We start from the raw sequence: 26,519 nt of genomic DNA, 5'->3' as shown, positions 1-26,519 counted from the left end.
CAGGAGCGAGAACTGATGTCGGACACCGAAGAGAAGCTCCGCCAGTATCTGAAGCGGGTCACGGTGGACCTCGGCCAGGCGCGCCAGCGGCTGCGCGAGGTGACGGAGCGGTCCCAGGAGCCGGTGGCCGTCGTCGGCATGGCCTGCCGCTACCCGGGCGGCGTACGAGGCCCCGAGGACCTGTGGAACCTCGTCGCCTCGGGCACCGACGCCATCACGCCGTTCCCCACCGACCGCGGCTGGGACCTGGAGAGCCTGTACCACCCGGACCCGGACCACCCCGGGACCAGCTACGTGCGCGACGGTGGCTTCCTCGACGGAGCCGACCGGTTCGACGCGGAGTTCTTCGGGATCAGCCCGCGCGAGGCGCTGGCCATGGACCCGCAACAGCGCCTGCTCCTCGAAGTCGCCTGGGAACTCCTCGAACGGGCCGGCCTCGACCCCGCCCAGCTCAGGGGCTCGGCCACCGGCGTGTACGCGGGCGTGTCCAGCCAGGACTACCTCTCGCGCACCCCGCACATTCCCGAGGGCTTCGAGGGGTACGCGACCACCGGCAGCCTCACCAGCGTCGTCTCGGGGCGCGTCGCGTACTCCTTCGGGTTCGAGGGGCCCGCGGTGACCGTGGACACGGCCTGCTCGTCGTCGTTGGTGGCCATGCACCTGGCGGCCCAGGCCCTGCGCCAGGGCGAGTGCGCGATGGCGCTGGCCGGCGGCGTCACCTCGCTCACCACCCCGACCGCCTACGCGGAGTTCTCCCGGCAGCGCGGCCTGGCCCCCGACGGGCGGTGCAAGTCCTTCGCGGCCTCCGCCGACGGCACCGGCTTCTCCGAGGGCGTCGGCCTGGTCCTCCTGGAACGCCTCTCGGACGCCCGGCGCAACGGCCATCGCGTGCTCGCCGTCCTCCGTGGCTCGGCCATCAACCAGGACGGCGCCAGCAACGGCCTCACCGCCCCCAACGACGCGGCCCAGGAACGGGTGATCAGGCAGGCGCTGGAGAACGCGCGCCTCGCCCCCGACCAGGTGGACGCCGTCGAGGCGCACGGCACCGGTACGTCGTTGGGTGACCCGATCGAGGCACAGGCGCTGCTCGCGACGTACGGTCAGGACCGTCCCGATGACCGGCCGCTGTGGCTGGGCTCCGTCAAGTCCAACATCGGACACACCCAGGCCGCCGCCGGCGTGGGCGGCGTTATCAAGATGATCATGGCGCTGCAACGGGAAACGCTCCCCGCGACCCTGCACGTCGACCACCCGACCCCGCACGTGGACTGGGAGGCCGGCGGCGTACGCCTGCTGACGGAGCCCGTCACCTGGCCGAACGGCGAGCGCCCCCGCAGGGCGGGCATCTCGTCCTTCGGCATCTCGGGTACGAACGCGCACGTCATCCTGGAGCAGGCGCCGGAGGCGCCCGTGGAGGAGTCGGCGCCTGTCGCTCCCGGGCCGGTGATGGCCACCGGTGGTTACGTCCCGTGGGTGCTGTCGGCCCGCAGCCACGCCGCGCTACGCGGTCAGGCCCAAGCGCTGCTCGAACACCTGGCGACGGCCCCGGCTGCCTCGATCACCGACATCGGCTGGTCCCTGACCACCACCCGCACCATCTTCGACCACCGAGCAGTCCTCACAGGCCAAGACCACGACACGCTCCTCGCCGGCCTCCACGCACTGGCCACCGACACAACCCACCCCACCCTCACCAGCCCCGGCACCCCAACACTGCCCGGCGACCTCGGCCCGGTACTGGTCTTCCCAGGCCAGGGCTCGCAGTGGCTGGGGATGGGCGCGGGGTTGTTGGAAGCCTCGCCGGTGTTCGCGGCGCGGGTGGCGGAGTGTGAGCGGGCGTTGGCTCCGTATGTGGACTGGTCGCTTGCCGAGGTGTTGCGGGGTGGGGTGGACGCCGCCGACCTGAGCCGCGTGGATGTGGTGCAACCGGTGCTGTGGGCGGTCATGGTCTCGCTTGCCGCCGTGTGGGCGGACCAGGGAGTCAAGCCGGCTGCCGTGGTAGGTCACAGTCAGGGCGAGATCGCGGCTGCTGTCGTCGCCGGAGCGCTGTCCCTGGAGGACGGCGCGAAGGTGGTGGCGCTACGGAGCAAGGCACTCCGCCGCCTTGCCGGCGGCGGCGCCATGGCTTCGCTCGCGTTGAGTCAGGACAAGGCCGAGGAGTTTCTGGCCGGGCTTGGCGACAGCGCGGCGGGTGTGGGCATCGCTGCCGTCAACGGGCCTGGGTCAGCGGTGGTCTCCGGCCCGCCTGAGCAGGTGCAACACGCCGTCTCCGCACTGGAGGAAAGTGGCGGCAGGGCTCGCCTGATCGATGTGGACTACGCCTCTCACAGCTCACAGGTTGACGAGATCGCCGACGAACTCCACGAGGTGTTGGCCGGTATCAGTCCGACCCAGGGTGAGGTGGCGTTCTACTCCACCGTCACCGCCGAACGTATCGACACCAGCACCCTGGACACCGCCTACTGGGTCACCAACCTGCGCGAACAAGTCCGCTTCGCCGACGCCGTACGCCACCTCCTGGCTGATGGCCACCGCGTGTTCATCGAAGCCAGTACCCACCCGGTCCTGACCGTCGGACTCCAGGAATCCTTCGACGAAACAGGGATCGACGCTGCCGCGGTGCCGACCCTTCGCCGGGAACACGGCGGGTTGGAGCAGTTGGCGCAGTCCGTAGCCCAGGCGTTCACCGCCGGCGTGAGCGTCGACTGGACCCGTTGGTACCCCAACGACCCCACGCCCCACGTCGTGGACCTACCCACCTACGCCTTCCAACGTCAGCGCTACTGGCTCCCCGACATGCTGCCCGATCTTGCCGCTCCCGGTGGGCAGGACGGCGAGGCCGCGTTCTGGGCCGCCGTCGAGCGGCAGGATCTGGGAGCCCTCGCGGAAACCTTGCGGGTTGGCGATGGCGATGGCGATGGTGGGGGCGCGGCCGGTGAGGGTGCGCGTGCGTCGCTCGGTGCCGTGCTGCCGCTGTTGTCGGCGTGGCGGCAGGCGGGGCATGCGCGGTCGGTCGTGGACGGCTGGCGGTACCGGGTGGAGTGGCATCGGCGTACGGACCTCGGGACGCTGTCGGGGCCGGCGGAATCGTGGCTCGTGGTGTGCCCGACGGGGGCCGCCGACAAGTGGGTTGAGCTGTGCACCCGTACGTTGGGGGCGGCCGGTGACCAGGTGCGTCGGTTGGCGGTCGGGGAGTCCTGCGGGCGCGCCGAGCTGGCCGCCGCGCTGCGGGACGCGTACGCGGACGAGGCCACCGCACCGACCCATATCCTCTCGCTCCTCGGGCTCGATGAGCGCCCGTACGCAGATCACGAGGGTCTGACCAGCGGCGTTGCCGGGACCCTCGCGCTGGTGCAGGCGCTGGTAGACGCCGAGGTGCACAGCCCCCTGTGGTGTGTCACCCGGGGCGCCGTGGCCGTCTCAGCCGACGAGAGCGTGGTCTCGCCCACGCAGGCCCAGATCTGGGGGCTTGGCCGGGTGGCGGCGTTGGAACACCCCGCGCTGTGGGGTGGGCTCGTGGACCTGCCACTCGCGCCGGACGACGTCGACCCTGGCCCGCTGCGCGCCGTTCTCGGCGGAGCGTCCGGCGAGGACCAGGTGGCGCTGCGCGAGGGCGGGGTGTGGGGCCGCCGACTCGTACCGGCAGGGCTCGGCGAACGAGAGCCGGAGCACCCCTGGCAGCCCCGTGGCACCGTGCTGATCACCGGCGACGCCGATGGGCCCGCCGCGTACACCGCCCGTTGGGCGGCCGAGCGCGGCGCCGAACGTGTGTTGCTGCTGGGACGCGGCGGGGCCGACGCCGCCGGCGTGGCGGAGCTGTCGGCCGAGCTGGAGGAACGCGGGGCCGTCCTGGAGGTGGCTGACTGTGCGCCGATCGACCGGACGGCCGTCGCACGCCTCGCGGCCCGCCTTGCGGACGAGGGGGCCAGGATCGGCACGGTCATCCACACCTCGGCCACCGGGGACCTGGCGCCGCTGACCGACCTCTCGCCCGCCGACCTCGCCGAGGTCGTCGCCGCCAACCTGGTGGACGGCGGGCCACATCTGGACGAGCTGTGCGGCCTGGGGCCGGACGACACGGTGGTGTTCTTCTCCACGGTGGCCGCCTCCTGGGGCAGCAAGGACCACGGCGCCTACGCCGCGGCCACCGCCCACCTGGACTCGCTCGCGCGGCAACGCCGTGCGGCGGGCCGCCGGGTCACGTCGGTGACCTGGGGGCTCTGGGACCTGGCCGCGCCCGGTGCGGCTGCCGGGTCGAGCCCTGAACTCGGCCAGTACACGGAGCGGCTGCGCCGACAGGGCCTGACCCCGCTCGACCCCGTGCTGGCCACCGCCGCCCTCGGCCGGCTGCTCGACCACGACGACCCGCACCTGGCCGTGGCCGACGTGGCGTGGGACCGGTTCGCGCCGCTGTTCACGATGGCTCGGCCGAGCGCGCTGCTCGACGGCGTGCCACAGGCGAGGCGCGCGCTCGACGCCGCCCGCGAACCGGATGCCGGCGCGCCGGGCGACGGCGCGGCTGCCCTACGTGAGGAGTTGACCGCCCTGCCCGCGCCGGACCGCACCGAGCGGCTGCTGACGGTCGTACGCGCCCAGGTGGCGTCCGTACTGCACTATCCGTCGCCGGACGCGGTGGACCCCGACCGACCCTTCAAGGAGCTGGGGTTCGATTCCATCGCGGCCGTGGAACTACGCAACCGGTTGCGTGGCGCGACGGGACTCACCCTGTCCACGACGCTGGTCTTCGACTACCCGACCCCCAGCACGCTGACCGAGTACCTGCTCAGCCAACTCCTGCCCACCGACGCGGACCAGGCACACCCGGCGCTCGGCCGCATCGACGAGGTGGAGGCCGCGCTCGCCGAACTGCCCGCGGCCGACCCGCGCCGTACGGGGCTGGTGAACCGACTCCAGGCGCTGCTGTGGAAGTACTCGACCACGACGACCGACGCGACACCTCAGAACACGGCCGACAAGGACCTCGCCGGCGCCACGGCCGACGAGGTCTTCGCCCTCATCGACGAGTTGGGCGCGTAGTAACCCTCGCCGCCCCTGCCGCCGGTTGGCCGTGGCCTGGCGTGCGCCGTCCGGCGCCCGGATGATCCGGTGGCAGGGGGCGGGACCGCAGGAGCCTTGTCCTCGGCGAGGGTTCGCCGGTCGCGGACCGATAGCTGGCGCTGTGATCGGGAACGGGCCCCGGGGCCAGCTTGGTCAGTCCGATCGTGCTGCTTCCCACCTCCACGAGGTCCGGCGAGGGATGCCGTCGAGTTCTCCGCGGCCGGTGCACCAGAGGAGCACCTGGGTGGGGTCTCCGGGCGGGGCGGCGGGGAAGAGCCGGTTGAGTACTGCAGCGCTCAGCTGTGCTGGTGGCAGCCAGTCCACGGACAGTCCCCGTGCGATGTCGTAGGTGTGCAGCAGCGTTTCGGCAACGCCCATCGCCGCGAACCCTTCGGGGTCGCACGGGCCCCAGTGCCAGGCACGCAGGGTCGGCTTGGCTGTGACCAGGGCGCTGCTGAGCAGTCCGCCGCAGGCGGTGACGGCCTGGAGTACTTCGGCCGGCGAGGCAGCGGGGCGAACGTTCAGATCGATGGGAAGGTAGGCGTTGACGGGCTGAGCTGCCAGCTGCCCTGCGTAGGCCAGCAGGTCGTGGCCGATGTGGGCTGCTGTTTGCCAGCAGGTCCATTCGAGCGACCCCGCCGGCACCATCCAGTCCTCGGCGGTATGGGGGCCAAGCACCCGCAGCATCTCTGCCACGGCGGCGTCGACGTCCTGGCGGTCCATGAAAACTCCTCGCGGTCCGTGTTGTGAGGCGGGGCCGGTTGTCAACCCTTCACGCCGCCGGGCATCCGGCACGTCCGCCCCGTCGGCTTGGACCAGCTGGGCGATCACCGGAACCCGGTTGCCGCCGGCGGTTGCCAGCAACGTCATCGCTCACCGGTAGCGCACCGAGCTGGTACTGCCCCGGCGCACCACCTGCTGCAGCTTCTGCACTTCCTGATCGGTCAGTCTGCGCATCCGCACAGGCTCAACCACCACACCTCCAGCGATCGGAACGGACGTCACCGCCCACCCGACCGCCCGACCACCAACCCGGCGAACCTTCCCGGTCACAGCATGCGGCGAACGCGTGCAGACCGGCCACCGCGAGGGTCTGCTCCGCGCCATGGGCCTCGAACGTGCCGACGGGTTGGAAGCCGAGGCGGGTGGCGAGCCTGCGGGAACGCTCGTTGGCCGTCTGGGTGACCACCAGGACCGGCTGCTCCGGCAGTTCGTCGGCGGCGGCACGCAGCAGGCCCGTGGTGGCCTCGAACGCCAGCCCCGCCCCCCAACCGCTGCGTCGGAGCAGGTAGGTGAGCTCCAACTCCCCGCCTTCCTCGGTGACGTGGCCGGGGAGGTCGGCGGAGCGCCGGTCGAGCACCAGCGTCCCGACGCACGCGTCGGATTCCCGGTCGGCGATGACGTACGTGCCGGCCTTTCCCGCGATGGCGCTGACGCCGTTCGCGGCGAAGTACCGCACGACGGCGTCGCGGGGCCGCGCCCCGCCAAGGTGCGCGCGGACCCGCGGGTCTGTCTGGAGTTCGATCAGGCCGTCGATATCCGCGTCGTGTGCCGTGCGCAGCCGGAGGCGGGCGGTGGTGATCTCCGGGGCGGAGAGCGTGGGCCATGCGTTCATGCGCTCCATTGTCCCTGGTCACCGCGGTGGAACGGTGGGCTCAGCGGCGGCGTGCGGGCACCAGGCGCGGACGCCTCCCGGGCAAGGCCGCGTAATGGTCGCGGCTTTCGTCCCTCGCGGGGGGCCTGCCCGTGCCCCCGCGCCCGCCGTCCGCGCTCGTGGCTGGCAAAGCCTTTGCGTACGTCACCGCCGGATGTTGGGCTGGCCCGGTGACCAAGCACGACGAGGCGGCGACCGTCCGGCCCTTGACACGGGCCTGAGTGAGCGGGCACCTGGAGGCGGGGGAGCGGATCACCAGGGTCGAGGCGCTACGCGGCGGCATCACGGCCGAAACGCGGAGGCTGACCGTGGGCAGGCGTGCTGGCGGTACCCGCGCCCTGGTGCTGCGGAGCTTCGTCTCCCCGTACGCCGTGGAGCGCGCCGATGACTGGCTCGGGAGGGAGGCCGGCGCCCTGACCCAGCTCGCGGGGACCGGTGTGGCGGCTCCCGAGTTGGTCGCGGTTGACCCGACCGCCGCGCACGGTGAGTATCCGTCGCTCCTCATGACACACCTGGCCGGCCGGACCGTCCTCGCCGATGAGGGGGTGGAGACCCGCGTCCGGCTGCTGGCCCGCCGACTCGTGGTGATCCACGCGGTGCGACCCGCCGAGCGGCCCCCGGCGTACGTGGCGTTGACGACCGCCGACAGCGTCGTGGTCCCACGGGGCGCCGACCCGGCGGCGTGGGCAGCGGCGATCGACGTGATCCGCAGGCCGCCACCGCCGTACGAGGGATGCTTCCTGCACGGGGACTTCCAGCCCGGCAACGTGCTGTTCGACATGGACCCCGCACGGCCGGCAGCCGCCCGGATCACGGGGGTGGTCGACTGGGCAGCGGCCTCCTGGGGCCCGGCGGACCTCGACGTGGCGCACTGCTCGACCAACCTCGCGCTCCTGCACGGACCAGCGTGGGGTACGCGGTTCGCCGAGGCGTACGAGGAGGCCGGTGGGGTGCTGGCCGCGGACGCGGGCGAGCGGCTGTACTGGCGGGTGCGGGACGGGCTGGCGGCCTCCGAGGAAGTGCGGCAGGTGTCGCGGCCGTGGCGGGAGGCGGGCAGGACCGACCTGACACCGCGCGTGGTGGAGGAGCGGTTGGCTGACTACGTCGCCGCCGTGATGGCCGGGCCGGGATGACGACTCGGAGCGGCCGGCACGCGATCACGGTGGTCGGCGCTGGGCCGGCCGCCCGCGGTCGTCGGCCTGGAGGAGGGTGGCTCGATCACCAGGAAGCGGACGCGGTGTCGCCTGCCGCCGGCTCACCCCGCGTCGCGTGCCAACTTCAGGAGATCCGCGGCTACTTGGCCGGGGCGCTGCACGTGCAGGTCGTGCTCGGAGTCGGGGTACTCGCGCAGCGTGGCGTGGCGTAGGGGGGCCGTGGTGTTCTGCACGCGGGTGCGGATGCGGTTCGCCAGCGGGGGCAGCGCGCCCTTGGGGATGGCGACCATCAGCAGCGTGGGCACGTCGACGTCGGCGTACCAGGGGACCGGGGGCTCGCCCCAGATGCTACGCAGGATCGACATGTGCTGGTCGTGTGTCATGCGCTGGGTGAGCGTGCCGTCCGGGTGGACGCGCATGGTGGCGACCGCCGCGTCGATGGCCGCCGGTGACCAGTCGGGGTGGATGGTGCGGAAGTAGGAGCTGATGCTGTCCACGGTGGCCCCGTCGAGAGCGCCGGGGCGCAGGGCCGCCACGAACGCCTCCCAGGAGGCGAATGCCGCCGACGGTTCGAGCCAGCCGCCGTCCACCAGGGCGAGGGCGGAGACCAGGTGCGGGTTCTCGGCGGCGAAGCGCACCGAGACGTTGCCACCCCAGGAGTGCCCCGCGACCACCACCCGCTCCAACCCCAGGAACGCGCAGGACGCGACCAGGTCGGCCACGGCCGTGCGGGTGTCGTAGCCGGTTTCGGGTGTGTCGGATTCGCCGTGGCCGCGCAGGTCCACCGCGTACACCGGATGGCCCGCGGCGGCCAGGTGGTCGGCGACCTCGTCCCAGAGCTGTGCGTTGGAGGCCATGCCGTGCACCAGGAGGAACGCCGTGGCCGCGGTTCCCGGCCGGTGCCGGAAATGCAATTTCACGTCATCGGTTACGGGGACGGAGAGATCCATGACAGAAAGCCTAGCGTGCGAATAGGCCGCCATTCGAGCCCCGTTGGCATTACGGTTCCCTAAATTACCGGCAAATTAGCCGCGCTTAAGCGAGAGAGGCGATGCTGTTCCCTGCTGGACCGCCGAACGCAGCAGGTTCCGTGACGACGGTGTAAGTAGCTCCACCCGGAGTCTATCGGAATTCCCAACCGCAGACATAGTGTCGGCATTCCCCTTCCCGAGTGCTCGGAAAGCAAGGCAGGGCTTTCCGGTCGGAGCGATGACGTCGCAGTGCGCTTCCCCGCCTGCGGCGATTTCGTGTTTCCGGCGACTTTCTTTGCAAGCGGTGCGTGCGCGCCGGAGGCTGGGAAAACGCGCCCCTTCTCCCGCGCGATCTGGTCGTCCTTCCCCGACCTTTCACTTCGCGCGAAACGAGGCGCCATGTATCCACCCGTCTCCAGGTTCGACGACGTCGCCAAGATCAACCTCACGGACCTCGCCTTCTGGTCGCAGCCGTTCGGTGACCGCGACGCGGCCTTCGCTGCGCTCCGCAGGGCGCCGGGTCCGATGCACTTCCGTGAGCCCGCGATGCCGGGGTATCCGCACGGGGCCGGCTATTACGCGCTGGTGCACCACGCCGACATCGCTGAGGTGAGTCGACGGCCGCAGGACTTCTGCTCGGCGCCGACCGGGATCAGCATCGTGGACCTGCCGCAGGAGTTCAACAACTTCTTCGGCTCGATGATCAACATGGACAATCCGCAGCACGCCCGACTACGCCGGATCGTCTCCCGGGCCTTCGGACGCGGCATGGCAGCGGAGTTCGAGGCGGCCTCGCGGAAGGCGGCCCGGCAGATCGTCGACGACCTCATAGCCACCGGCCCGTGTGACTTCGTACGTCAGGCCGCCGCCATCATGCCCATCGCCGTACTGAGCGGAATGATGGGCATTCCGCCCAGTGACTACGAGTTCATCTACGACCGCTCGAACATCATCGTCGGCACCTTCGACCCGGAGTACGTCCCCCGCCTCGACCAGGCGACGCCGGCCCTGCTGCGCACCTCGCGGGAGCTCGGCAGCTACATCGCCCGGCTCGCCGCCGACCGGGTGAAGAACCCCACCGACGACCTCATCACCCGCCTGGTGCACGCCGAGATCGACGGCGAGCGGCTGACGCCCGAGGAACTGTCCTCCTTCTTCATCCTCCTGGTCATCGCGGGCATGGAGACCACCCGCAACGCGCTCTCCCGTGGCCTGGTGCTGCTGACCGAACACCCGGAGCAGCGGGAGTTGCTGCTCTCCGACTTCGACGCGTACGCGCCGCGCGCCGTCGAGGAGATCCTGCGCATGGCGACCCCCATCAACTGGATGCGCCGGACGGCGGCCCGCGACTGCGAGGTGGGCGGACACACCTTCGCCAAGGGTGACAAGGTCCTGCTCTTCTACTGCTCGGCCAACAGGGACGAGAAGGTGTTCGCGGACCCGTACACGTTCGACATCACCCGGGACCCCAACCCCCACCTGACCTTCGGCTCCGTCGGGCCGCACTTCTGCCTCGGCGCCCACCTGGCCCGCATGGAGGTCACCGTCTTCTTCCGCGAACTCTTCGGCCGGCTGCCGCACATCCGCAGCGAAGGCGAGCCCCGGCGGCTGGTCGCCAGCTTCGTGGAGGCCATCAAGCACGTGCAGTGCGTGTTCTAGGCGCCGCCGCGCGGGCCCGGCGCCACGCGGCGGCGCCGGGCGGCCGACGGCAGGCGTGCGGCGGGTCGCGCGCGGTGGGACGCGCGCGTGGGTGGCTCCTGGCCGCGTCGAGTGCTGGTGGCGGGATGGCGACGCGGGCAGCGCCGTGACGGCCCGGAGCCGATCGCGAGGCACCCGCGGCGCCAGGACCCGTACGGGGAGCGGCCCGCCGGCCTGGCTTCCTCAAGCGTCCGGCGCGGCCTCGCCGCCCAGCAACTGGTCCGCGAGCGGCGTGCGCCGGTACAACACCTGCCGCCCGTGGCGGGCCCTGGTGACGAGCCCCGTCGCGAAGAGAACGCGCAGGTGTTGGGAGACCGCGCTCGGCGTGACCCGGAAGCGGCGCGCGAGTTCCACCGTGGCCAGCGGCTCGGCCAACTGCGCGAGCAGCCGCGCCCGCACCGCCCCGACCAGCTCCGCGAGGGCCCCCGGCGGCGCGGCGGGCGGGGCCTCGGCCCACAGCGTCGCCACCCCGCGACTCGGGTAGGCCAGCACCGGTGCGACGTGCTCCGTCACGGGTGGCGCGGGCTTGTGCGCGAACACCAGGGGGACCAGCAACAGCCCCCGCCCGGCGGCCCGGGTGCGGAAGCCGTCGCCGATCATGCCGCGCATCTCCAGCACGCCGTCCCGCCAGCGCACGTCGGGGTGGAGGTCGGCGAACAACAGCCGCGCCCCACCGGTGGCCAGTTGGCGCGCCCGGTAGGTCATGTCAGCTTCCAGCACGAGTCGGATGCGCGGCCACCACGGCTCGACGGCCGCGCTCCAGTAGCCGTCGAGCAGGTCGCAGACTGCCTCGCGGAGGGCGACCACCTCGGCGTCGGTGCCGTTCGCCGCGGCCCGCAGCGGCGCGGGCAGCGGATCGGGAGCGTGCGTGTCGCGCAGGTCGCGGCGTACGAGGGCGGGGGGAGTGCGCCGTACGACGGCCAGTTCGTCGGCGAAGGACGCGAAGTGGGTGGCCGGCCGTGGGGTGAGGAAGTCCGGCAGGGTGTGCCGCCGCGCGACCAGCGACAGCAGCAACTCCGTGTCCAGCGCGCCCAAACCGTCGATGACCGCCCGGCGCCAGGGCAGGTGCAGCGCGGACAGCCCGGGCTCGCGCAGCACGCGCAGGCTGCACACCGTCTCGGCCAGCGGCGACAGCGCGAACCGGGTGTCGGCGAGGTCCTCGACCCCCATCACGAAGCTGATCATTAAGGCATACGCTACGTCGTTTCCGCCCGGCCCCACAGGGCCGTGGAATGCCCGACATGACAGCAGCGCCGACGCCCCCGCCCGACCCCGTCCTGAGCCGGCGGTTCCTCCTCCTGCTCGCGCTCACCTGCGCGGCGGCGGTGGGCAATCTCTACTTCGCGCAGGCACTGACCCCGCTGGCGGCCGAGGGGCTCGGCGTCTCCACGGGCGCCGCGACGCTCGCGGTCACCGCCACCCAGGTGGGGTACGCGGCCGGCAACTACCTCCTCGTACCGCTGGGCGACCGGTTTCCACACCGACGCCTGCTGACGGTCCTGCTCTGCCTGACCGGCCTCGGACTGCTCGTGGCTGGCCTGGCCCCCGGGTTGCCGGTGCTCGTCACCGCATCCGCCGCCGTGGGCCTGACCAGCGTCGCCGCGTCCGTGGTGGGCCCGCTCGCGGCCGGGTTGGTCGCGCCCGGCCGGCGCGGCGAGGTGTCCGGGATGCTGGCCAGCGGCGCCATCGGCGGGATGCTGCTGTCGCGCGCGTTCGGCGGCTCGCTCGCCGAGGCGTGGGGCTGGCGGACCCCCTACCTGGTCGCCGCGGCCGTGATGCTGCTGCTGGCCTGGGTGCTCGCGGCGGCGTTGCCCGTCAGGCCCGCCCCGGCGGCCGGCCGACCGTACCGCGCCCTGCTCGCCGAACCGCTGCGGCTGCTGCGCACCGAGCCGGAGCTGCGGCGCTCGAGCTTCTACCAGGCGACGGTGTTCGCCGGGTTCTCGGCGGTGTGGACGGGCGTCGTCCTGCTGCTGACCGGCCCGGCCTACGGCCTGGGCGCCCCGGCCGCGGGCCTGCTCGCCCTGGTGGGGGCGGCCACCATGGTGTGTACGCCGCTGGCCGGCCGGCTCACCGACCGGCGCGGCCCCGACCTGGTGAACCTGGTCTGCCTGCTGGGCACGCTCGCCTCCGCCGTGGTGCTGGCGGCCGGGGCGCTGGGTGGGGCGGCGGGCATGGCGGCGCTTGTCGTCGGCACGCTGCTGCTCGACGTGGCGATGCAGTGCGGGATGGTCGCCAACACGACCCGGGTCTACGCGCTGCGCGCCGACGCCCGCAGCCGACTCACCACGGCCTACATGACCTGCGCCTACCTGGGCGGCAGCGCCGGCTCCTGGCTGGGCGCGCGGGCCTTCGGCGCGGCGGGTTGGCCGGGGGTGTGCGTGCTGTTGGCGCTGTGCGCGGCGGCGGCCCTGGCCCGACACCTGGCGGCCGTCGCGCGGCAGCGGACCGGACCGCGCGCCGGACGGGCCGCGTCCTCCGCACCGGACTCCGGCCGGAAGAGTCGGCGGGGGTCCCGTTGACGGTGGGGCGCCAGCACGCCGCGCCCTCGCCGTGGCCTCCGCCCGCCACCGAGCGGGCGAACCGCGTCCCAGCCAGCCGGCTCGCGGCACGGCGCCGCACCGGGGCGTGCCAGGCCCCGGTGCGGCGTGGACGCGACCGTCAGCCGGCTGTGCGGCGCCTGCCCGTCGCGGTGCGCGCGGGCCGTGCAGCGTACGTGTCCACCCGGCTACTCCGCCGTGGTGCCGGCGGGAGCCGCGTCGCCCTCGGCCACCGCCGCGAACGCCTCGGCCAGGTAGTGGCCCAGGGTGGCCGGGGTCGGGTACTCCAGGACGGCGACGAGGGGGATCTCCACGTCGGTGAGCGTCATCAGGTTGCGGGTCAGCTCCAGCGCGGTGAGCGAGGTGAGCCCGTTCTCCAGGAAGTTGCTGTCGTCCTCGATGGTGGCCTCGGGCAGGATGCTCGCGAGCTGAGCGCGCACCGTCTCGCGCAACAGGGCCTCGCGCTCCTCTGGGGTGGCGGCGGCGAGGTCCTCGCGGAGCTTGGCGCCGTCGAGGTTGGCCTCGCTGTTTTCGGTGTCCATCACTTTCTCCCGTCTCGTTGGGGCTTCGGGACGCGGCCGTCGGCGGCGCCGACGGCGGTGAGCGTCCCGGAGAACTCGTGGCCGGCGGCGGGCCGCCGTGGGCCGCGCGCACCCGGGCAGCGGCGGCCCGCGTCCCCTCGCGCGGACCGGGCCCCGGCCGGCATGGCGTACGTGGTCACGACGGTCCCGGCGCGACAGCGGCGGGCACGGCGGGCGGCGCCGCCCGGTCGGTGGGCCGGAACTCCGGGAGGTCGGTGAAGAGGCGGCGTACGCCCAACTCCGTCGCGTGGTCGGCCACCCAGGCCCAGTCGATGTCCGCGACCACCGCGGCCGGTGCCTGGGCCGCGACGGCGTCGCGGAGGGCCTGGACCACCGCCTGCCCGGGCAGCGCCGCCATCCCGTTGCCCCGCAACTGCTTGGCGGCGCCGACGACCGCGTCCGGCTCGCCGACGGGGCCCAGGGCCACCGACACGGCGGGCACACCGCGTGCCCGGCACTCCTGGGCGAGGGCGCTGACGTAGGCGTGCGTCGGAGCCTGGTTGCCGAGCCCCGGGCCGCGGCAGACGCCGGCGACCGACGAGCACAGCACCAGGGCCGTCAGGTCGTGCCGCTGGGCCAGCGCGCACACCTGGCGCGCCGCGGCCACCGCGCCCGCCCCCTCGCCGCGCAGCCGCTCGGCGTCCAACGGGCCCGCCTCGTAGCCGAGTTCGCAGGCGAGGTGGACCACCGCGGTCAGCGGAAGCTCGGGCGCGACGCTTTCGGCGACCCGGTCCAGCTCACCCGGTTCGGCCACGTCGGCGACGGCGGTCGCCACGCGCACGCCGGTCGCGGACAACTCCGCCACCAGCGCCTCGTCCGGCGCCGTCGCGTCCACCAGCAGCACCTGCTCGGCGCCGGCCTCGGCCGCCCAGCGCGCCGCGTGCGCGCCCGCTCCGGTGTTCGCGCCGCTGATCAGCGCCGTGCCACGCAGGGTGCCACCGTCGGCGGTGCCGGCCGCCGTCTCCCGCACCAGGCGCCGTGCGAACGCGCCGTCGGGGCGTACGGCCACCTCGCTCTCGCCCTCATCGGCGAGCAGCGCCGCTGCCAGCCGGCGCCACGTCCGGGCGCCGCACCGGGCCGGCAGGTCGATCAGGCCGCCCCAGCGTTCCTGCCGCTCGGCGGCCAACGCGCCGCCGAGGCCCCAGAGCTGGGCCTGTTCGGGGCGTGGGGCGGAGTCGCCGACGCCGATACTGACGGCGCCCTGGGTGACCACCCACAGCGGCGCCTCGATCCGGGCCCGCTCCAAGGCGTCGGCCAGCGCGACCGTCGGCGCCAGCGCCGAACCGCCGTCCTCGCTCGGCGCGCCAGCGTCACCACCGGCGCGGCGCGGCCCGGGCAGCGCCAGCAGCGACAGCACGCCGGCCACCGGCCGGCCCGCGCCCGCTCGCGCCAGCCGCTCGGACAGCGGCGCGTCCGACGCGGCGGCCGGCTCCACGTCCACCGGCACGACCTCGGCGCCCCGCGCGCGCAGCGCCGCGACCACCGCCGTCGCGCTGCCCGTGGCCCCGTCCTCCGCCGGCTTCGCGTCCGCTGCCACCGGGGAAGCCGGTGAGGGACCGGTCACCACCAGCCAGCGCCCGGACAGCCGGGGCTCGCCCGCCTCGGCGACGGGCCGCCAACTCACGCGGTACCGCCACTGGCGCTGTCGCCGCCATGTCGCCAGGGCCGGCAGCACCTCGCGGAGCAGCGCGCCGCGCTCGCCGCTGACCCCGATGGCGCGGGCCACCGCGTCCGGGTCCGCGCGCTCCACGGCCGCCCAGAACTCGGCGTCGGCCCGCGACTCGACGGCCGGCGCACCGGGCGCCGGCTCGTTCTCCAGCCAGTAGCGACGCCGCTGGAAGGCGTACGTCGGCAGGCGTACGGTGCTCGGCGTCGGGCCGCCGGCGAAGAAGGCCCGCCAGTCCACGCCCGGGCCGCCAGCCAGGTGCAGCCGCGCCACGGCGTGCGTCAGCGCGCGTACCTCGGGCTCCCCGGGGGCCACGGCCGACACCGCCAGCGGCGCCCGCCCGGCCGGCTCCGACGGCGCGGCGAGCAGCGCGTCGGGCCCGAGTTCCACCCAGGCGCTCGCGCCGGCCGCGGCGCCGGCCACACCACCGGACGCCCCACCCCGGCCGCGCTCGGCCCAGTACGCGACGGTGGCCAGCGACTCGCCCACGGGTTCACCGGTGCGCGCGCTCAGCACCGGCAGGTCGGGCTGTCGTACGTCCAGTCCGCCCGCCACCTGCCGTACCCGTTCCGGGCCGGCGGCGTCGGCGAGGACCAGCGCGCACGCGTCGGGCAGCGGCAACGCACCGGCCACGTGCGCGGCGGCGACCTCCCCGCCGCCCGCGCCGATGACCGCACCGGCCCTGACGCCGAGGGCTCGCACGAGCGCGGCCAGCGCGACGTGCCCCGCGAACCGCGCCGCGGCGGCCTCCGGCGCCGCCAGCGAGGCGGCCCCGGCGTCGAACGCCAACTCCCGCAGCGGACGGTCGAGCCGCCCGTCGAACGCCTCCGCCACCGCGTCGAAGGCCGTGGCGAAGGCCGGGAAGCGCGCGTACAGCTCGGCGCCGAAGCCCGGGGGCCGCTCGCCGCCGCCGAACGCGAACACCGTGGTGCCCGCGGCGACCGCGGCCCCGGGCCGCAGCACGGCCGGCCCCACCACGGCCGGATGCGCCCGACCGGCGGCCAGCGCCGCCAGGCCGTCCGCCAACTCCGCGCGGTCCGCGCCGACCACCACCGCCTGGTGCTCGAAGGGCGACCGGGTCGTCACCAGGGACCACCCCACGTCGGTGGGCGAACCCTCGCCGGCCCCGTCCAGGTGGTCGAGCAGCGCGCGGGCCTGTCCCGCCAACGCCCGCTCACCGCGCGCCGAGACCAGCCACGGCACCACCGGGCCCGCCGTCGACGAACCGACGTCCGGCACCGACCGCGTCGACCGCTCAGGCCCGTCCGGCCGCGTGGTCGCCGGTGGCTGCTCGACGATCAGGTGCGCGTTGGTGCCGCTCGCGCTGAACGAGGAGACCGCGGCCCGCAGCGGGCGCTCCCGAGCCGGCCACGTGGTGCGCTCGGTGACCAGCCGCACCGCGCCCGACCGCCAACTCACCAGCCGCGTGGGCCGGTCCACGTGCAGCGACGGCGGCAGACTGCGGTGGCGCATCGCCGCCACCATCTTGATGACGCTGGCGACCCCGGCCGCCGCCTGGGTGTGCCCGATGTTGGACTTGACGCAACCCAGCAGCAGCGGATCGTCCGCCGGCCGCTCCTTGCCGTACGTGGACAGCAGCGCCTGCAACTCGATGGAGTCACCGAACGCGGTACCCGTGCCGTGCGCCTCCACCGCGTCCACGTCGGACGGCGAGAGGCGGGCCTGCGCCAGCGCGTCCCGGATCAACTGCTGTTGGGCCGGGCCGTTCGGCGCGGCCATTCCGGTGCTCGCGCCGTCCTGGTTGATCGCCGAGCCGCGGATGACCGCGAGCACCTGGTGCCCGGCCCGTCGCGCGTCCGAGAGCCGCTCCAACAGGACCAGGCCCACGCCCTCGGCGTACACCATGCCGTCGGCCGCGTCGGCGAACGACTTGCAGCGCGCGTCGGGCGCCAACTGGCGTTGGCTGGAGGCGACCTGGAAGGCGCTGGCGGTGTAGTTGATGGCCGCGCCGCCGGCCAGCGCGAGCGAACACTCACCCTGGCGCAGCGCGCGGGCGGCCAGGTGCATGGCCACCAGCGACGAGGAGCACGCGGTGTCCAGGGCGACGGCCGCGCCCTGCAGGCCCAGGGTGTAGGCCACCCGGCCCGGGGCGAGGCTGGCCGCGTTGCCGTTGCCGACGTAGCCCAGCATGCCCTCGGGAATCCGGTCCAGCCGCGAGGCGTAGTCGTGGTACATCACACCCGCGTACACGCTGGTGTCCGAGCCGCGCAGGGTGTGCGGCGCGATGCCCGCGCTCTCCACCGCCTCCCAGGCCACCTCGAGCAGCAGCCGCTGCTGCGGCTCCATCGCCGGTGCCTCGCGGTCACTGATGTCGAAGAACGCCGCGTCGAAGTCCGCCGCGTCGTGGACGAACCCACCCGAGCGCACGTACGAGGTGCCGTGGTGGTCCGGATCGGGGTGGTACAGGCTCTCCAGGTCCCAGCCGCGGTCGGTGGGGAAGCCCGAGATGACGTCGCGCTCGTCGGCGACCACGTCCCACAACTGTTCCGGCGTCCGCACGCCCCCGGGGAAGCGGCACCCCATCCCCACGATGGCGATGGGCTCGGGCCGCTGCTCCTTGAGGTCCTGCAACTGCTGCCGCGTCTGGTGAAGCTCGGCCGTAGTCCACTTGAGGTAGTCGACGAGCTTTTCTTCGTTCGTCATGAGAAGAGCGGGCCTTTCTCGCCTGAGCCGTCGTGCCTGAGCCGTCGTGGTGGGCCGGGCCGGGTGCGGCGCCGACTAGCGGGGGACACCCTTGACGCCGGCCAGGCTGCTCGGGCTCAGCTTCACCAGGGACAGCTCGTCGGGGGTCAAGGGGGGAGCCGTCAACTCCGGCAACATCCGGTCCTGGTGCATGAGCGACAGGAAGCGGCTGGAGGCCAGCTCCGACTGCGGCGCCGTCAGGCTGATGACGTCGGTGACCACGTCACACACCGCCGAGGACCTGATCGCCCGGTCGGCGATCAGATCGGAGAAACGCTGGCGCGCCGTGGCCCCGCCCGTCAGGCGCGGGTCCTTGGCGTTCATCCGGCAACCCACGTACTCCACGTCCTTGGACGCCGCCATGATCCACGGATCGTCGACGGACGCGCTGATCGCCCGCTGGACGCGGCGCGCCGACCCGGCCTCGTCCACGCCCAGCGCCAACTGCTCGTCCAGCGCTGTGGCGGCGCGGGCCGCGGCGCTCATGCCGTGCCCGTAGATCGGGTTGAACGCGGCCAGCGCGTCACCGACCACGACCAGCCCCTCCGGCCACCGCTCAAGCCGCTCCGGATAGAGCCTGCGGTTGGCGCCCACCCGGGACACGGCCACCGGCGTCAACGGCTCGGCCCCGCTGATCAGGTCCGCGACCAGCGGGTGCCGCAGGGTCCTGGCGTACGGCAGGAACTCCTCCTCGGTCGTCGGCAGCCCCGCGCCCCGCGTGCAGGACAGCGTCACCATCCACGTGCCGTCCTCCTGCGGGTAGACCACCCCGAAGCGGCCCGGCTCGCGCACCCGGTGGTCGGCGGCCACGTTGATGGCGGGGAAGCCCTCGGTCGCCCCGGGCGGCGCCTGGTAGATCCGGGTGGAGTAGGCGATGCCCGCGTCCACGACGTCCTCCTCGACCGGCGGCAGGTCCAACGCCGACAGCCAGTGCCGCAGCCGCGAACCGCGCCCCGAGGCGTCCACCACCAGATCGGCGCCCAGCGTCTGGGTGTCGCCGCTGTCCATGTCACGCACCCGCACCCCGCTGATCCGGGTGCCGTCACCGACCAGGTCGAGGATCTCCGTGCGCTGGCGCACCGTGACCCGCCCACCGGCCAGGATCTGGTCGCGCACGTGCCAGTCCAGGAACGGCCTGGTGCACATGAGGGCGTACTGCCGGGGCGGGAAACGGTGCTGCCAGCCGTGCGAGGTCAATGTCACCAGGTCCTGGTGGAAGTTGACCTTGCGGGCCCCCGCCTTCAGCAGCCGGTCGACCATGCCGGGCAACAGCCCGTCGATGAGCCGCGCCCCGCTGGACCACAGCACGTGCACGTGGCGGCCCTGCGGCGAGCCCTTGCGGTGCCGCGGCGCGTCGGGCAGCACGTCGCGCTCTATCACGGTGACGGTCTCCGCGTGGCGGGCCAGCACGTGGGCCGCCAGCATTCCGGCCCAGCCGCCGCCCAGAACGATTCCATGTTTCGGTGTGGTCATGGTGATGCTTTCGTCCCTTCCCCGAGCCCGGCCCGCGGTGGCCCGCCCGCGCGGAGCGCGAGGGGGCCACGGCACGAGCGGCCGACGGGAGAGTTGTGAGGGCGGCGAACACGTGGGGGAGGGACCCCGGCACCCGGCCCGGCCGGCGTCCGCTCCGCGCGAACCCCGGCCGGCGGTAGGCCCCGGGCCGTTGGTACGACGCGGAAGTCCCCGGCTTCCCTGGCGATCGACGCGGGCCGGCTGCCGGTCCGCCCGGCACCGCGCCAGGCACGACGCGGCGACGCTGCGATGATGTCCGGCACCGCTTAAGTCGGGCTAGGGCTGCCCTTGGCCTGCACCATCTTGGCGAGGTTCTGCGTCACGGCCATGAAGTGCGCCACGCCGGACAGCTCCGGACCATCGCCGACCTTGGTGTCGGTGATGCCCCAGTAGGCCCGCGCGTGCCGCACCAGATCGTCGTCACCCAGCTCGATGATGCCGACGATCTGGAACGTCAGCTTGGTCGGCGCGTACACCGTCACCGTCGTCGGCACGGCCACGCTCCTGCCGTCCATCGAGACCACGGGCCGGCCCGGTTCCTCGTGCACCTGGCACTCGATGGACCAGGCGATGTGCCCGCGCAGCGCCTCCTTGCCGATCAGCGGCGGCGCGCCCACCGGGTCCTCGAAGACGATGTCGTCCGAGAAGAGTTCCAGTACGGCTTCGACGTCGCCGTCGTTCATGCGCCGGGCGTACTCCAGCGCCAGGTGTTTCAGGGTCGCCTCATCGGCCATGGGTGCCTCCTCGCTGGGTGCGGGCGGGTGGGGGGTCAGTCCGTGACGGCAAGGTCCGACCTTCCCCACAGGGCCTTCAGCTCCGTGATGGCCCCGCCCTTGCCGGTACGCAGCATCAGCACGTAGTTCCAGGTGATGCGCTTGCCCGTGGGGTCCTCCGGGGCCGTGATCCAGCCCCGCTCGGCGAACCCCGGGCCCTTGGGCAGGTAGTCCATGACGGCGCTGGCCGGGGCCAGTACGTGCTTGCCGTCCTGTCCCGCCACCGGGTCGCCGAGGGTCTCCCGCACCCCGGCCCGGACGAACTCCTCGAAGTGCGTCCGCAGCGCGTCGCGGCCCGACCGCTGGTCGGCGCCGACCGGGTCCTCGAAGGTGACCTCGTCCGCGTACAGGCCAAGGAGCCCGTCGACGTCCGCGGCGTTCAGCAGGCGGCTGTGTTCCACCATGAGCTTCTTGCGGCTTCGCTCGTCAATCAACGCGTGCTCCCCATGTGCTCTCCGTTGTCGCTCCGGCCCAGGTCCTGGTCGATGAACTGGAAGATCTCGTCAGCGGTGGCCTCCTGGATCTTGCCGCTGACGGCCGCCTCCGCCGCGGGGTCCGTCGGCTCCGCCGAACCGCCGCCCAGCGCCTCCAGCCTGGTCAGCGTGGTACGCAGCCGCTCGTGCAGCGCCTCGCGCGCCGCCGCGTCCCGCGCGAGGGCCAGCAGCGCGCCCTCCATCCGCTCCAACTCGCCGAGCAGCGGCGGCAGCGGGTCCGCGGCAGGCGGCGCCAGCTCGGCGTGCAGGTGCGCGGCCAGCGCCACCGGGTTCGGGTGGTCGAAGATGAGCGTGGTCGGCAGCCGCAGCCCGGTGACACTGCCCAACCGGTTGCGCAGCTCGATCGCGGTCAGCGAGTCGAACCCCACCTCAAGGAAGCCGCGCTCGACATGCAGCCGACTGGGATCGGCGTGGCCGAGCGCGGCAGCCGCGTGCGTGAGCACCAGGTTGAGCAGCACCCGGTGCTGCTCGTCCGCCGGCAACGCCGCCAGGTGCCCGGCCCAGTCCGTCAGCGGCTGGCCGGCCGCCGCCGTACGGCGCGCGGGCCCGCTCGCGGTGAGGCCGCGCAACGGGGCGGGCAGCGTCAGCGCCGGCTGGCCGGCCAGCGCGCGCACGTCCAGGTCCATGGCCACCAGGTGCGGCGCCCCATGGCGTACGGCGGCGTCCAGCAGGCCAAGTCCCCGCTCGGCCGACATCGGATGGATGCCCGAACGGGCCATGCGCTCCAGCGCCGCCTCGTCCAGGTGCCCGGTCATGCCACTCGCGTCGCCCCACAGGCCCCACGCGACGGACACCCCGGGCAACCCGAGCGCCTGCCGGTGCGCAGCCAGCGCGTCACAGAAGGAGTTCGCCGCCGCGTAGTTGGCCTGCCCCGACGAGCCCAGCGTGGCCGCCGTCGAGGAGAACAGCGCGAACAGCCCCAGATCGAGCCCCTCGGTCGCCGCGTGCAACACCGCCGCGGCCCCCGCCTTCGGGCCCCACACCCGGGCCAACCGCTCCGCGGACTGCGAGGTGAGCACCGCGTCCTCCAACACGCCGGCCGCGTGCACCACGCCGGTCAACGGATGCTCGGGAGCCACACCCGCGAGCACGGTGGCGACGGCCTCCGGATCGGCCACGTCGGCCGCCACGATCCGCACCCGCGCGCCCAACTCCGTCAGCCGAGCGGAGAGTTCGTCCGCGCCCGCCGCCCGCGGGCCGCTGCGGCTGACCAGCAGCAGGTGCACGCTCTGCCCCGTACGCACCAGGTGCTCGGCCACCAGGGCCCCCAGCGTGCCGGTGCCCCCCGTGATGAGAACCGTGCCCTCGGGATCGAGCCGCCCCGCGACACCCTCGTCCGCCGCGACCCCGCCCCGCGCCCGCGCGAGCCTCGGCGCCCACACACGCCCCGCCCGCAGCGCGAGCTGCGGCTCACCCAGCTCCACGCCCCGCGCCACGGCCTGCGGCAACTCCGCCACGTCCGCGTCCACGTCGAGCAGGAGGAAGCGCCCCGGATTCTCCGACTGCGCGCTGCGCAGCAGCCCCCAGGCACCGGCCCCGGCGAGGTCCAGCTCGGCCGCCGCACCACCGGTGTGTACGGCGCCCCGAGTGACGACCACGAGATGGGCATCGGCCAGCGCCGGACGCAGCAACCAACTCTGCACCAGGCCCAGCAACTCCTGCGCCACCCGCAACCCGTCGTCGGCCGAGCCCACCGCCTCGGCCAGCACCACCGACGGGGCGGGCTCACCCTCGTCCAACGCGGTGACCAGCGCCTCCAGATCCGCGTACCGCACCGGCCGCGACCCGTCGGGCCCCGGGCCCGGCACCGACAGCTCGCCAAGGGTGAGCGTGTCGGCACCCAGCACGGCCCAACTGCCGTCGCCGAGCACGGCCTGCGCCGACTGCGCGGCGGTGGGGGCCGGCAACGCGGTCCACTCCGGGGCGAACAACCCGTCCACGCCCCGCGCGGCGGTCGCCGCCTGGAGCTGCCCACTCTCGGCGGGCCGGGTCACCAACGAGTCCACGGTGAGCACCGGCGCGCCCACGGCATCGGCCACCGTCACGTGCAGGGCGTCCCGCTCCGCGTCCCGCCCGACCCGGACCCGCACCGTGCTGGCCTCGGCCGCCCACAGGCGCACCCCGGTCCACGCGAACGGCAGCCGCAGCCCGCCGTCGTCCCCCTCGGGCTGCTCCATCAGCAGCGAGGGCTGCAACGCGGCATCGAGCAGGGCCGGATGGATGCCGTACCCGTCGCGCTTGCCAGCCGCCTCCGGCAGCGTGATCTCCGCGAACACCTCGGACCCCTGCCGCCAGGCCGCCTCCAGCCCCTGGAACGCGGGCCCGTAGCCATACCCGGCCGCCTCGGCCTGGGCGTAGAACTCCGTGACGTCCACCGGCTCCGCACCGGCCGGCGGCCAGACGCCCGCGAGCCCGACACCCGGCTCGTCACCCGCCGACGGCGGGCTCAGCACACCGACGGCGTGCGTCACCCACGGGGCGTCGTCCTCCTGCTCGGACCGCGAGAAGACCCGCACCTCGCGCCGACCATCCGCGCCCGCGGCGGCCACCGCCACCTGCACCCGCAACCCACCGGAGGCGGGCAACACCAGCGGCGCCTGGAGCGCCAGCTCCTCGACGCCACCGCACCCCACCTCGTCGGCCGCCCGCAACGCCCACTCCACCAGCGCGGCACCCGGCAGCAGCGCCGTACCCGCCACGACGTGCTCGGCCAGCCACGACGGGGAGGCGACGGACAGCCGCCCCGTCAGCAACCGGCCCCCGCCATCAGCCAGCTCCACGGCCGCCCCGAGCAGCGGATGCCCCGCGGCCGTCAACCCGAGCTGCGTGGCATCGCCACCCCGCCCACTGGTGTCCTCCAACCAGTACCGCTCACGCTGGAAGGCGTAGGTGGGTAGGTCCACGACGTGGGGTGGGGGGTCGTTGGGGTACCAGCGGGTCCAGTCCACGCTCACGCCGGCGGTGAACGCCTGGGCTACGGACTGCGCCAACTGTTCCAACCCGCCATGTTCCCGGCGGAGGGTCGGCACCGCGGCAGCGTCGATGCCTGCTTCGTCGAAGGATTCCTGGAGTCCGACGGTGAGGACGGGGTGGGTGCTGGCCTCGATGAAGACGCGGTGACCGTCGGCCAGGAGCTGGTGTACGGCATCAGCGAAGCGGACTTGTTCGCGCAGGTTGGTGACCCAGTAGGCGGTGTCCAGGGTGCTGGTGTCGATGCGTTCGGCGGTGACGGTGGAGTAGAACGCCACCTCACCCTGGGTCGGACTGATACCAGCTAGCACCTTGTGGAGTTCGTCGGCGATCTCGTCAACTTGTGGGCTGTGGGAGGCGTAGTCCACGTCGACCAGCCGGGCCCTGCCGCCTGATTCTTCCAGTGCGGAGACGGCGTGTTGGACCTGCTCGGGCGGGCCGGAGACCACGGCGGAGCCGGGTCCGTTGACGGCCGCGATGCCCACACCCGCCGCGCTCTCACCAAGCCCGGCCAGGAACTCTTCAGCCTTGTCCTGACTCAGCGCGAGCGATGCCATGGCGCCGCCACCGGCCAGTCGGCGTAGCGCCTTGCTCCGCAACGCCACCACCTTCGCCCCGTCCTCCAGGGTCAGCGCACCAGCGACGACAGCAGCCGCGATCTCACCCTGACTGTGACCCACCACAGCAGCCGGCTTGACCCCCTGGTCCGCCCACACGGCGGCAAGCGAGACCATGACTGCCCACAGCACCGGCTGGACCACATCGACGCGGCCCAGGTCGGCGGCGTCCACCCCGCCCCGCAGCACCTCGCTCAGCGACCAGTCCACGTACGGAGCCAACGCCCGCTCGCACTCGGCCACTCGCGTGGCGAACACCGGCGAGGCTTCCAACAACCCCGCGCCCATCCCCACCCACTGCGAGCCCTGGCCTGGGAAGACCAGTACCGGGCCGAGGTCGCCGGTCAGGGTCGGGGTGCCGGGGCTGGTGAGGGTGGGGTGGGTCGTGTCGGTGGCCAGTGCGTGGAGGCCGGCGAGGAGCGTGTCGTGGTCTTGGCCTGTGAGGACTGCTCGGTGGTCGAAGGTGGTGCGGGTGGTGGTCAGGGACCAGCCGATGTCGGTGATCGAGGCAGCGGGGGCCGTTGCCAGGTGGTCGATCAGTGCCTGAGCCTGACCGCGTAGCGCGGCGCGGCTGCGGGCCGACAGCACCCACGGGACGTAGCCACCGGTGGCCATCACCGGCCCGGGAGCGACAGGCGCCGACTCCTCCACGGGCGCCTCCGGCGCCTGCTCCAGGATGAGGTGGGCGTTGGTGCCCGAGACGCCGAAGGAGGAGACGCCGGCGCGCAGCGGGTGCCCGTCGGGTACCCAGTCGATCTGTTCGGTCAGCAGCCGCACCGCGCCCGCGTCCCAGTCCACGTGCGGCGTCGGCGCGTCGATGTGGAGCGAGGCGGGCAGCACACCGTGCTGCATGGCCTGCACCATCTTGATGACGCTGGCGACGCCGGCGGCGGCCTGGGTGTGTCCGATGTTGGACTTGATGGAACCCAGCCACAGCGGCCGGTCATCGGGCCGGTCCTGACCGTACGTAGCAAGCAGCGCCTGCGCCTCGATCGGGTCACCCAACGACGTACCGGTGCCGTGTGCCTCGACGGCGTCCACCTCGGCCGGGGTGAGCCGCGCGTTGGCCAGTGCCTGCCGGATGACGCGCTGTTGGGACGGGCCATTGGGGGCCGTGAGCCCGTTGCTGGCGCCGTCCTGGTTGACCGCCGAGCCGCGGATGACGGCGAGCACCCGGCGGCCGTTGCGCTGCGCGTCCGACAGCCGCTCCAGCAGGACGAGGCCCGAGCCCTCGGAGAACCCGGTGCCGTCGGCCGCCGCCGCGAACGCCTTGCAGCGCCCGTCCGGCGACAGCGCGCCCTGCCGCGAGAACTCGGTGAACCCGCCGGGTGTGGCCATCACCGTCACCCCGCCGGCCAGCGCCAGCGAGCACTCGTCCTGCCGTAGTGCCTGGCAGGCCAGGTGCATGGCGACCAGGGACGAGGAGCAGGCCGTGTCCACCGTCACCGCGGGCCCCTCAAGGCCGAACGAGTACGAGACCCGGCCGGAGACCACGCTGCCCAGGTTGCCGGTGGCCACGTACCCCGCCGACTCGTCGGTCGTCTCACCGATCAGCGACAGGTAGTGGTAGGAGTCCACGCCGGCGAACACGCCCGTTGCGCTGCCGACCAGGGACTCGCGGTCGATGCCGGCCCGCTCGAACGCCTCCCAGGCGTTCTCCAGGAGCAGCCGCTGCTGCGGGTCCATGGCCAGCGCCTCGCGCGGGCTGATCCCGAAGAAGTCGGCGTCGAAGTCGGCGACGTTCTCCAGGAAACCGCCCTCGCGGGCGCTGCTGGTACCCGCGTTGCCCGGGTCCGGGTGGTAGAGCTTCTCCAGGTCCCAGCCGCGGTCGTCGGGGAAGCCGGAGATGACGTCCGCGCCGTCGCTGACCAGTTGCCACAGCCGCTCCGGGGTCGTCGCGTGGCCGGGGAAGTCACAGGCCATGGCGACGATGGCGATGGGCTCCCGCGCGCGGTCCGCCACCTCGCGCAACTGCCGCTTCGCCGAACGCAGATCGGCGGTCGCGCGCTTTAGATAGCTGCGTAGCTTCTCGTCATCCGTCATGTCACATCCACCCGATCGTTGCGGCCTTCGTGGTTCACAGGGCGTACGGAGTGCGCGGGGTGCCCAGCGGACTCTGTGGGCTCAAGGG

The 26,519-nt window shown here is 73.5% G+C and carries 14 protein-coding genes and 1 pseudogene; 4 read left to right on the top strand and 11 right to left on the bottom strand.

All coding sequences use genetic code 11. From position 1 onward, the window contains the following. The first annotated feature begins 15 nt into the window (after positions 1-15). Positions 16-5,037 (top strand): type I polyketide synthase, encoded by a 5,022-nt coding sequence (locus AC3CHW_RS00700; RefSeq protein WP_488469172.1) that lies wholly within the window; start codon positions 16-18, stop codon positions 5,035-5,037. A gap of 174 nt (positions 5,038-5,211) precedes the next feature. On the opposite strand, the gene AC3CHW_RS00695 is transcribed toward AC3CHW_RS00700, so the two are convergent. The 3 genes and pseudogenes from AC3CHW_RS00695 to AC3CHW_RS00685 all read right to left on the bottom strand — a co-directional run bounded on the left by AC3CHW_RS00695 (position 5,212) and on the right by AC3CHW_RS00685 (position 6,673). Further along, positions 5,212-5,781, bottom strand: a complete 570-nt coding sequence (locus AC3CHW_RS00695; RefSeq protein WP_488471267.1) for a maleylpyruvate isomerase N-terminal domain-containing protein — start codon at positions 5,779-5,781, stop codon at positions 5,212-5,214. A gap of 68 nt (positions 5,782-5,849) precedes the next feature. Continuing rightward, positions 5,850-6,033: pseudogene (locus AC3CHW_RS00690) on the bottom strand (IS630 family transposase); the annotation flags it as partial. Beyond that, positions 6,026-6,673 (bottom strand): GNAT family N-acetyltransferase, encoded by a 648-nt coding sequence (locus AC3CHW_RS00685; protein ID WP_488469171.1) that lies wholly within the window; start codon positions 6,671-6,673, stop codon positions 6,026-6,028. The pseudogene AC3CHW_RS00690 and the gene AC3CHW_RS00685, both read right to left, overlap by 8 nt. A 260-nt stretch (positions 6,674-6,933) precedes the next feature. Here AC3CHW_RS00685 and AC3CHW_RS00680 point away from each other — a divergent pair, with 260 nt between their 5' ends. Then, positions 6,934-7,845, top strand: coding sequence for a phosphotransferase family protein (locus AC3CHW_RS00680; RefSeq protein ID WP_488469170.1), 912 nt, complete (start codon positions 6,934-6,936; stop codon positions 7,843-7,845). A 122-nt stretch (positions 7,846-7,967) separates the two neighbouring features. Here the strand turns inward: AC3CHW_RS00680 and AC3CHW_RS00675 are convergent, their stop codons facing one another. Next, complete coding sequence (locus AC3CHW_RS00675) at positions 7,968-8,816, bottom strand: alpha/beta fold hydrolase (protein ID WP_488469169.1); 849 nt, start codon at positions 8,814-8,816, stop codon at positions 7,968-7,970. Between the two features lie 420 nt (positions 8,817-9,236). Here AC3CHW_RS00675 and AC3CHW_RS00670 point away from each other — a divergent pair, with 420 nt between their 5' ends. After that, positions 9,237-10,496 carry a cytochrome P450 gene (locus AC3CHW_RS00670; protein ID WP_488469168.1) on the top strand — a complete coding sequence of 420 codons (1,260 nt, stop codon included), beginning with the start codon at positions 9,237-9,239 and terminating at the stop codon, positions 10,494-10,496. A gap of 222 nt (positions 10,497-10,718) precedes the next feature. Here the strand turns inward: AC3CHW_RS00670 and AC3CHW_RS00665 are convergent, their stop codons facing one another. After that, positions 10,719-11,720, bottom strand: a complete 1,002-nt coding sequence (locus AC3CHW_RS00665) for an ArsR/SmtB family transcription factor (RefSeq protein WP_488469167.1) — start codon at positions 11,718-11,720, stop codon at positions 10,719-10,721. Between the two features lie 56 nt (positions 11,721-11,776). Here AC3CHW_RS00665 and AC3CHW_RS00660 point away from each other — a divergent pair, with 56 nt between their 5' ends. Then, positions 11,777-13,054: an MFS transporter gene (locus tag AC3CHW_RS00660; RefSeq protein WP_488469166.1), complete on the top strand. Its 1,278-nt coding sequence runs from the start codon at positions 11,777-11,779 to the stop codon at positions 13,052-13,054. A 206-nt stretch (positions 13,055-13,260) separates the two neighbouring features. On the opposite strand, the gene AC3CHW_RS00655 is transcribed toward AC3CHW_RS00660, so the two are convergent. From AC3CHW_RS00655 to AC3CHW_RS00630, 6 genes are all read right to left on the bottom strand, one after another. Beyond that, positions 13,261-13,614: an acyl carrier protein gene (locus tag AC3CHW_RS00655; RefSeq protein WP_488469165.1), complete on the bottom strand. Its 354-nt coding sequence runs from the start codon at positions 13,612-13,614 to the stop codon at positions 13,261-13,263. Positions 13,615-13,789: 175 nt separating this feature from the next. Beyond that, positions 13,790-17,983, bottom strand: a complete 4,194-nt coding sequence (locus AC3CHW_RS00650; protein ID WP_488469164.1) for a type I polyketide synthase — start codon at positions 17,981-17,983, stop codon at positions 13,790-13,792. 75 nt (positions 17,984-18,058) lie between these two features. Beyond that, complete coding sequence (locus AC3CHW_RS00645) at positions 18,059-19,495, bottom strand: NAD(P)/FAD-dependent oxidoreductase (protein WP_488469163.1); 1,437 nt, start codon at positions 19,493-19,495, stop codon at positions 18,059-18,061. A gap of 305 nt (positions 19,496-19,800) precedes the next feature. Then, the gene (locus tag AC3CHW_RS00640; protein ID WP_176165661.1) at positions 19,801-20,268 is read right to left on the bottom strand and encodes a nuclear transport factor 2 family protein; all 468 of its coding nucleotides are present in this window, start codon (positions 20,266-20,268) and stop codon (positions 19,801-19,803) included. Between the two features lie 35 nt (positions 20,269-20,303). Then, complete coding sequence (locus AC3CHW_RS00635) at positions 20,304-20,741, bottom strand: nuclear transport factor 2 family protein (protein WP_488469162.1); 438 nt, start codon at positions 20,739-20,741, stop codon at positions 20,304-20,306. Beyond that, positions 20,738-26,431, bottom strand: coding sequence for a type I polyketide synthase (locus AC3CHW_RS00630; RefSeq protein ID WP_488469161.1), 5,694 nt, complete (start codon positions 26,429-26,431; stop codon positions 20,738-20,740). Before AC3CHW_RS00630 ends, AC3CHW_RS00635 begins: the two co-directional genes overlap by 4 nt. Between the last annotated feature and the right edge of the window lie 88 nt (positions 26,432-26,519).

It is taken from the genome of Streptomyces sp. MGP-BFMKR1, assembly GCF_057766585.1.
This window is presented reverse-complemented; position numbering and strand designations above follow the sequence as displayed.

Bases quoted from the DNA above. Each gene is read 5' to 3' on its own strand.
- AC3CHW_RS00700 (WP_488469172.1), top strand. From the start codon at position 16: ATGTCGGACACCGAAGAGAAGCTCCGCCAGTATCTGAAGCGGGTCACG.
- AC3CHW_RS00695 (WP_488471267.1), bottom strand. From the start codon at position 5,781: ATGGACCGCCAGGACGTCGACGCCGCCGTGGCAGAGATGCTGCGGGTG.
- AC3CHW_RS00685 (WP_488469171.1), bottom strand. From the start codon at position 6,673: ATGAACGCATGGCCCACGCTCTCCGCCCCGGAGATCACCACCGCCCGC.
- AC3CHW_RS00675 (WP_488469169.1), bottom strand. From the start codon at position 8,816: ATGGATCTCTCCGTCCCCGTAACCGATGACGTGAAATTGCATTTCCGG.
- AC3CHW_RS00670 (WP_488469168.1), top strand. From the start codon at position 9,237: ATGTATCCACCCGTCTCCAGGTTCGACGACGTCGCCAAGATCAACCTC.
- AC3CHW_RS00665 (WP_488469167.1), bottom strand. From the start codon at position 11,720: ATGATCAGCTTCGTGATGGGGGTCGAGGACCTCGCCGACACCCGGTTC.
- AC3CHW_RS00660 (WP_488469166.1), top strand. From the start codon at position 11,777: ATGACAGCAGCGCCGACGCCCCCGCCCGACCCCGTCCTGAGCCGGCGG.
- AC3CHW_RS00655 (WP_488469165.1), bottom strand. From the start codon at position 13,614: ATGGACACCGAAAACAGCGAGGCCAACCTCGACGGCGCCAAGCTCCGC.
- AC3CHW_RS00650 (WP_488469164.1), bottom strand. From the start codon at position 17,983: ATGACGAACGAAGAAAAGCTCGTCGACTACCTCAAGTGGACTACGGCC.
- AC3CHW_RS00645 (WP_488469163.1), bottom strand. From the start codon at position 19,495: ATGACCACACCGAAACATGGAATCGTTCTGGGCGGCGGCTGGGCCGGA.
- AC3CHW_RS00640 (WP_176165661.1), bottom strand. From the start codon at position 20,268: ATGGCCGATGAGGCGACCCTGAAACACCTGGCGCTGGAGTACGCCCGG.
- AC3CHW_RS00630 (WP_488469161.1), bottom strand. From the start codon at position 26,431: ATGACGGATGACGAGAAGCTACGCAGCTATCTAAAGCGCGCGACCGCC.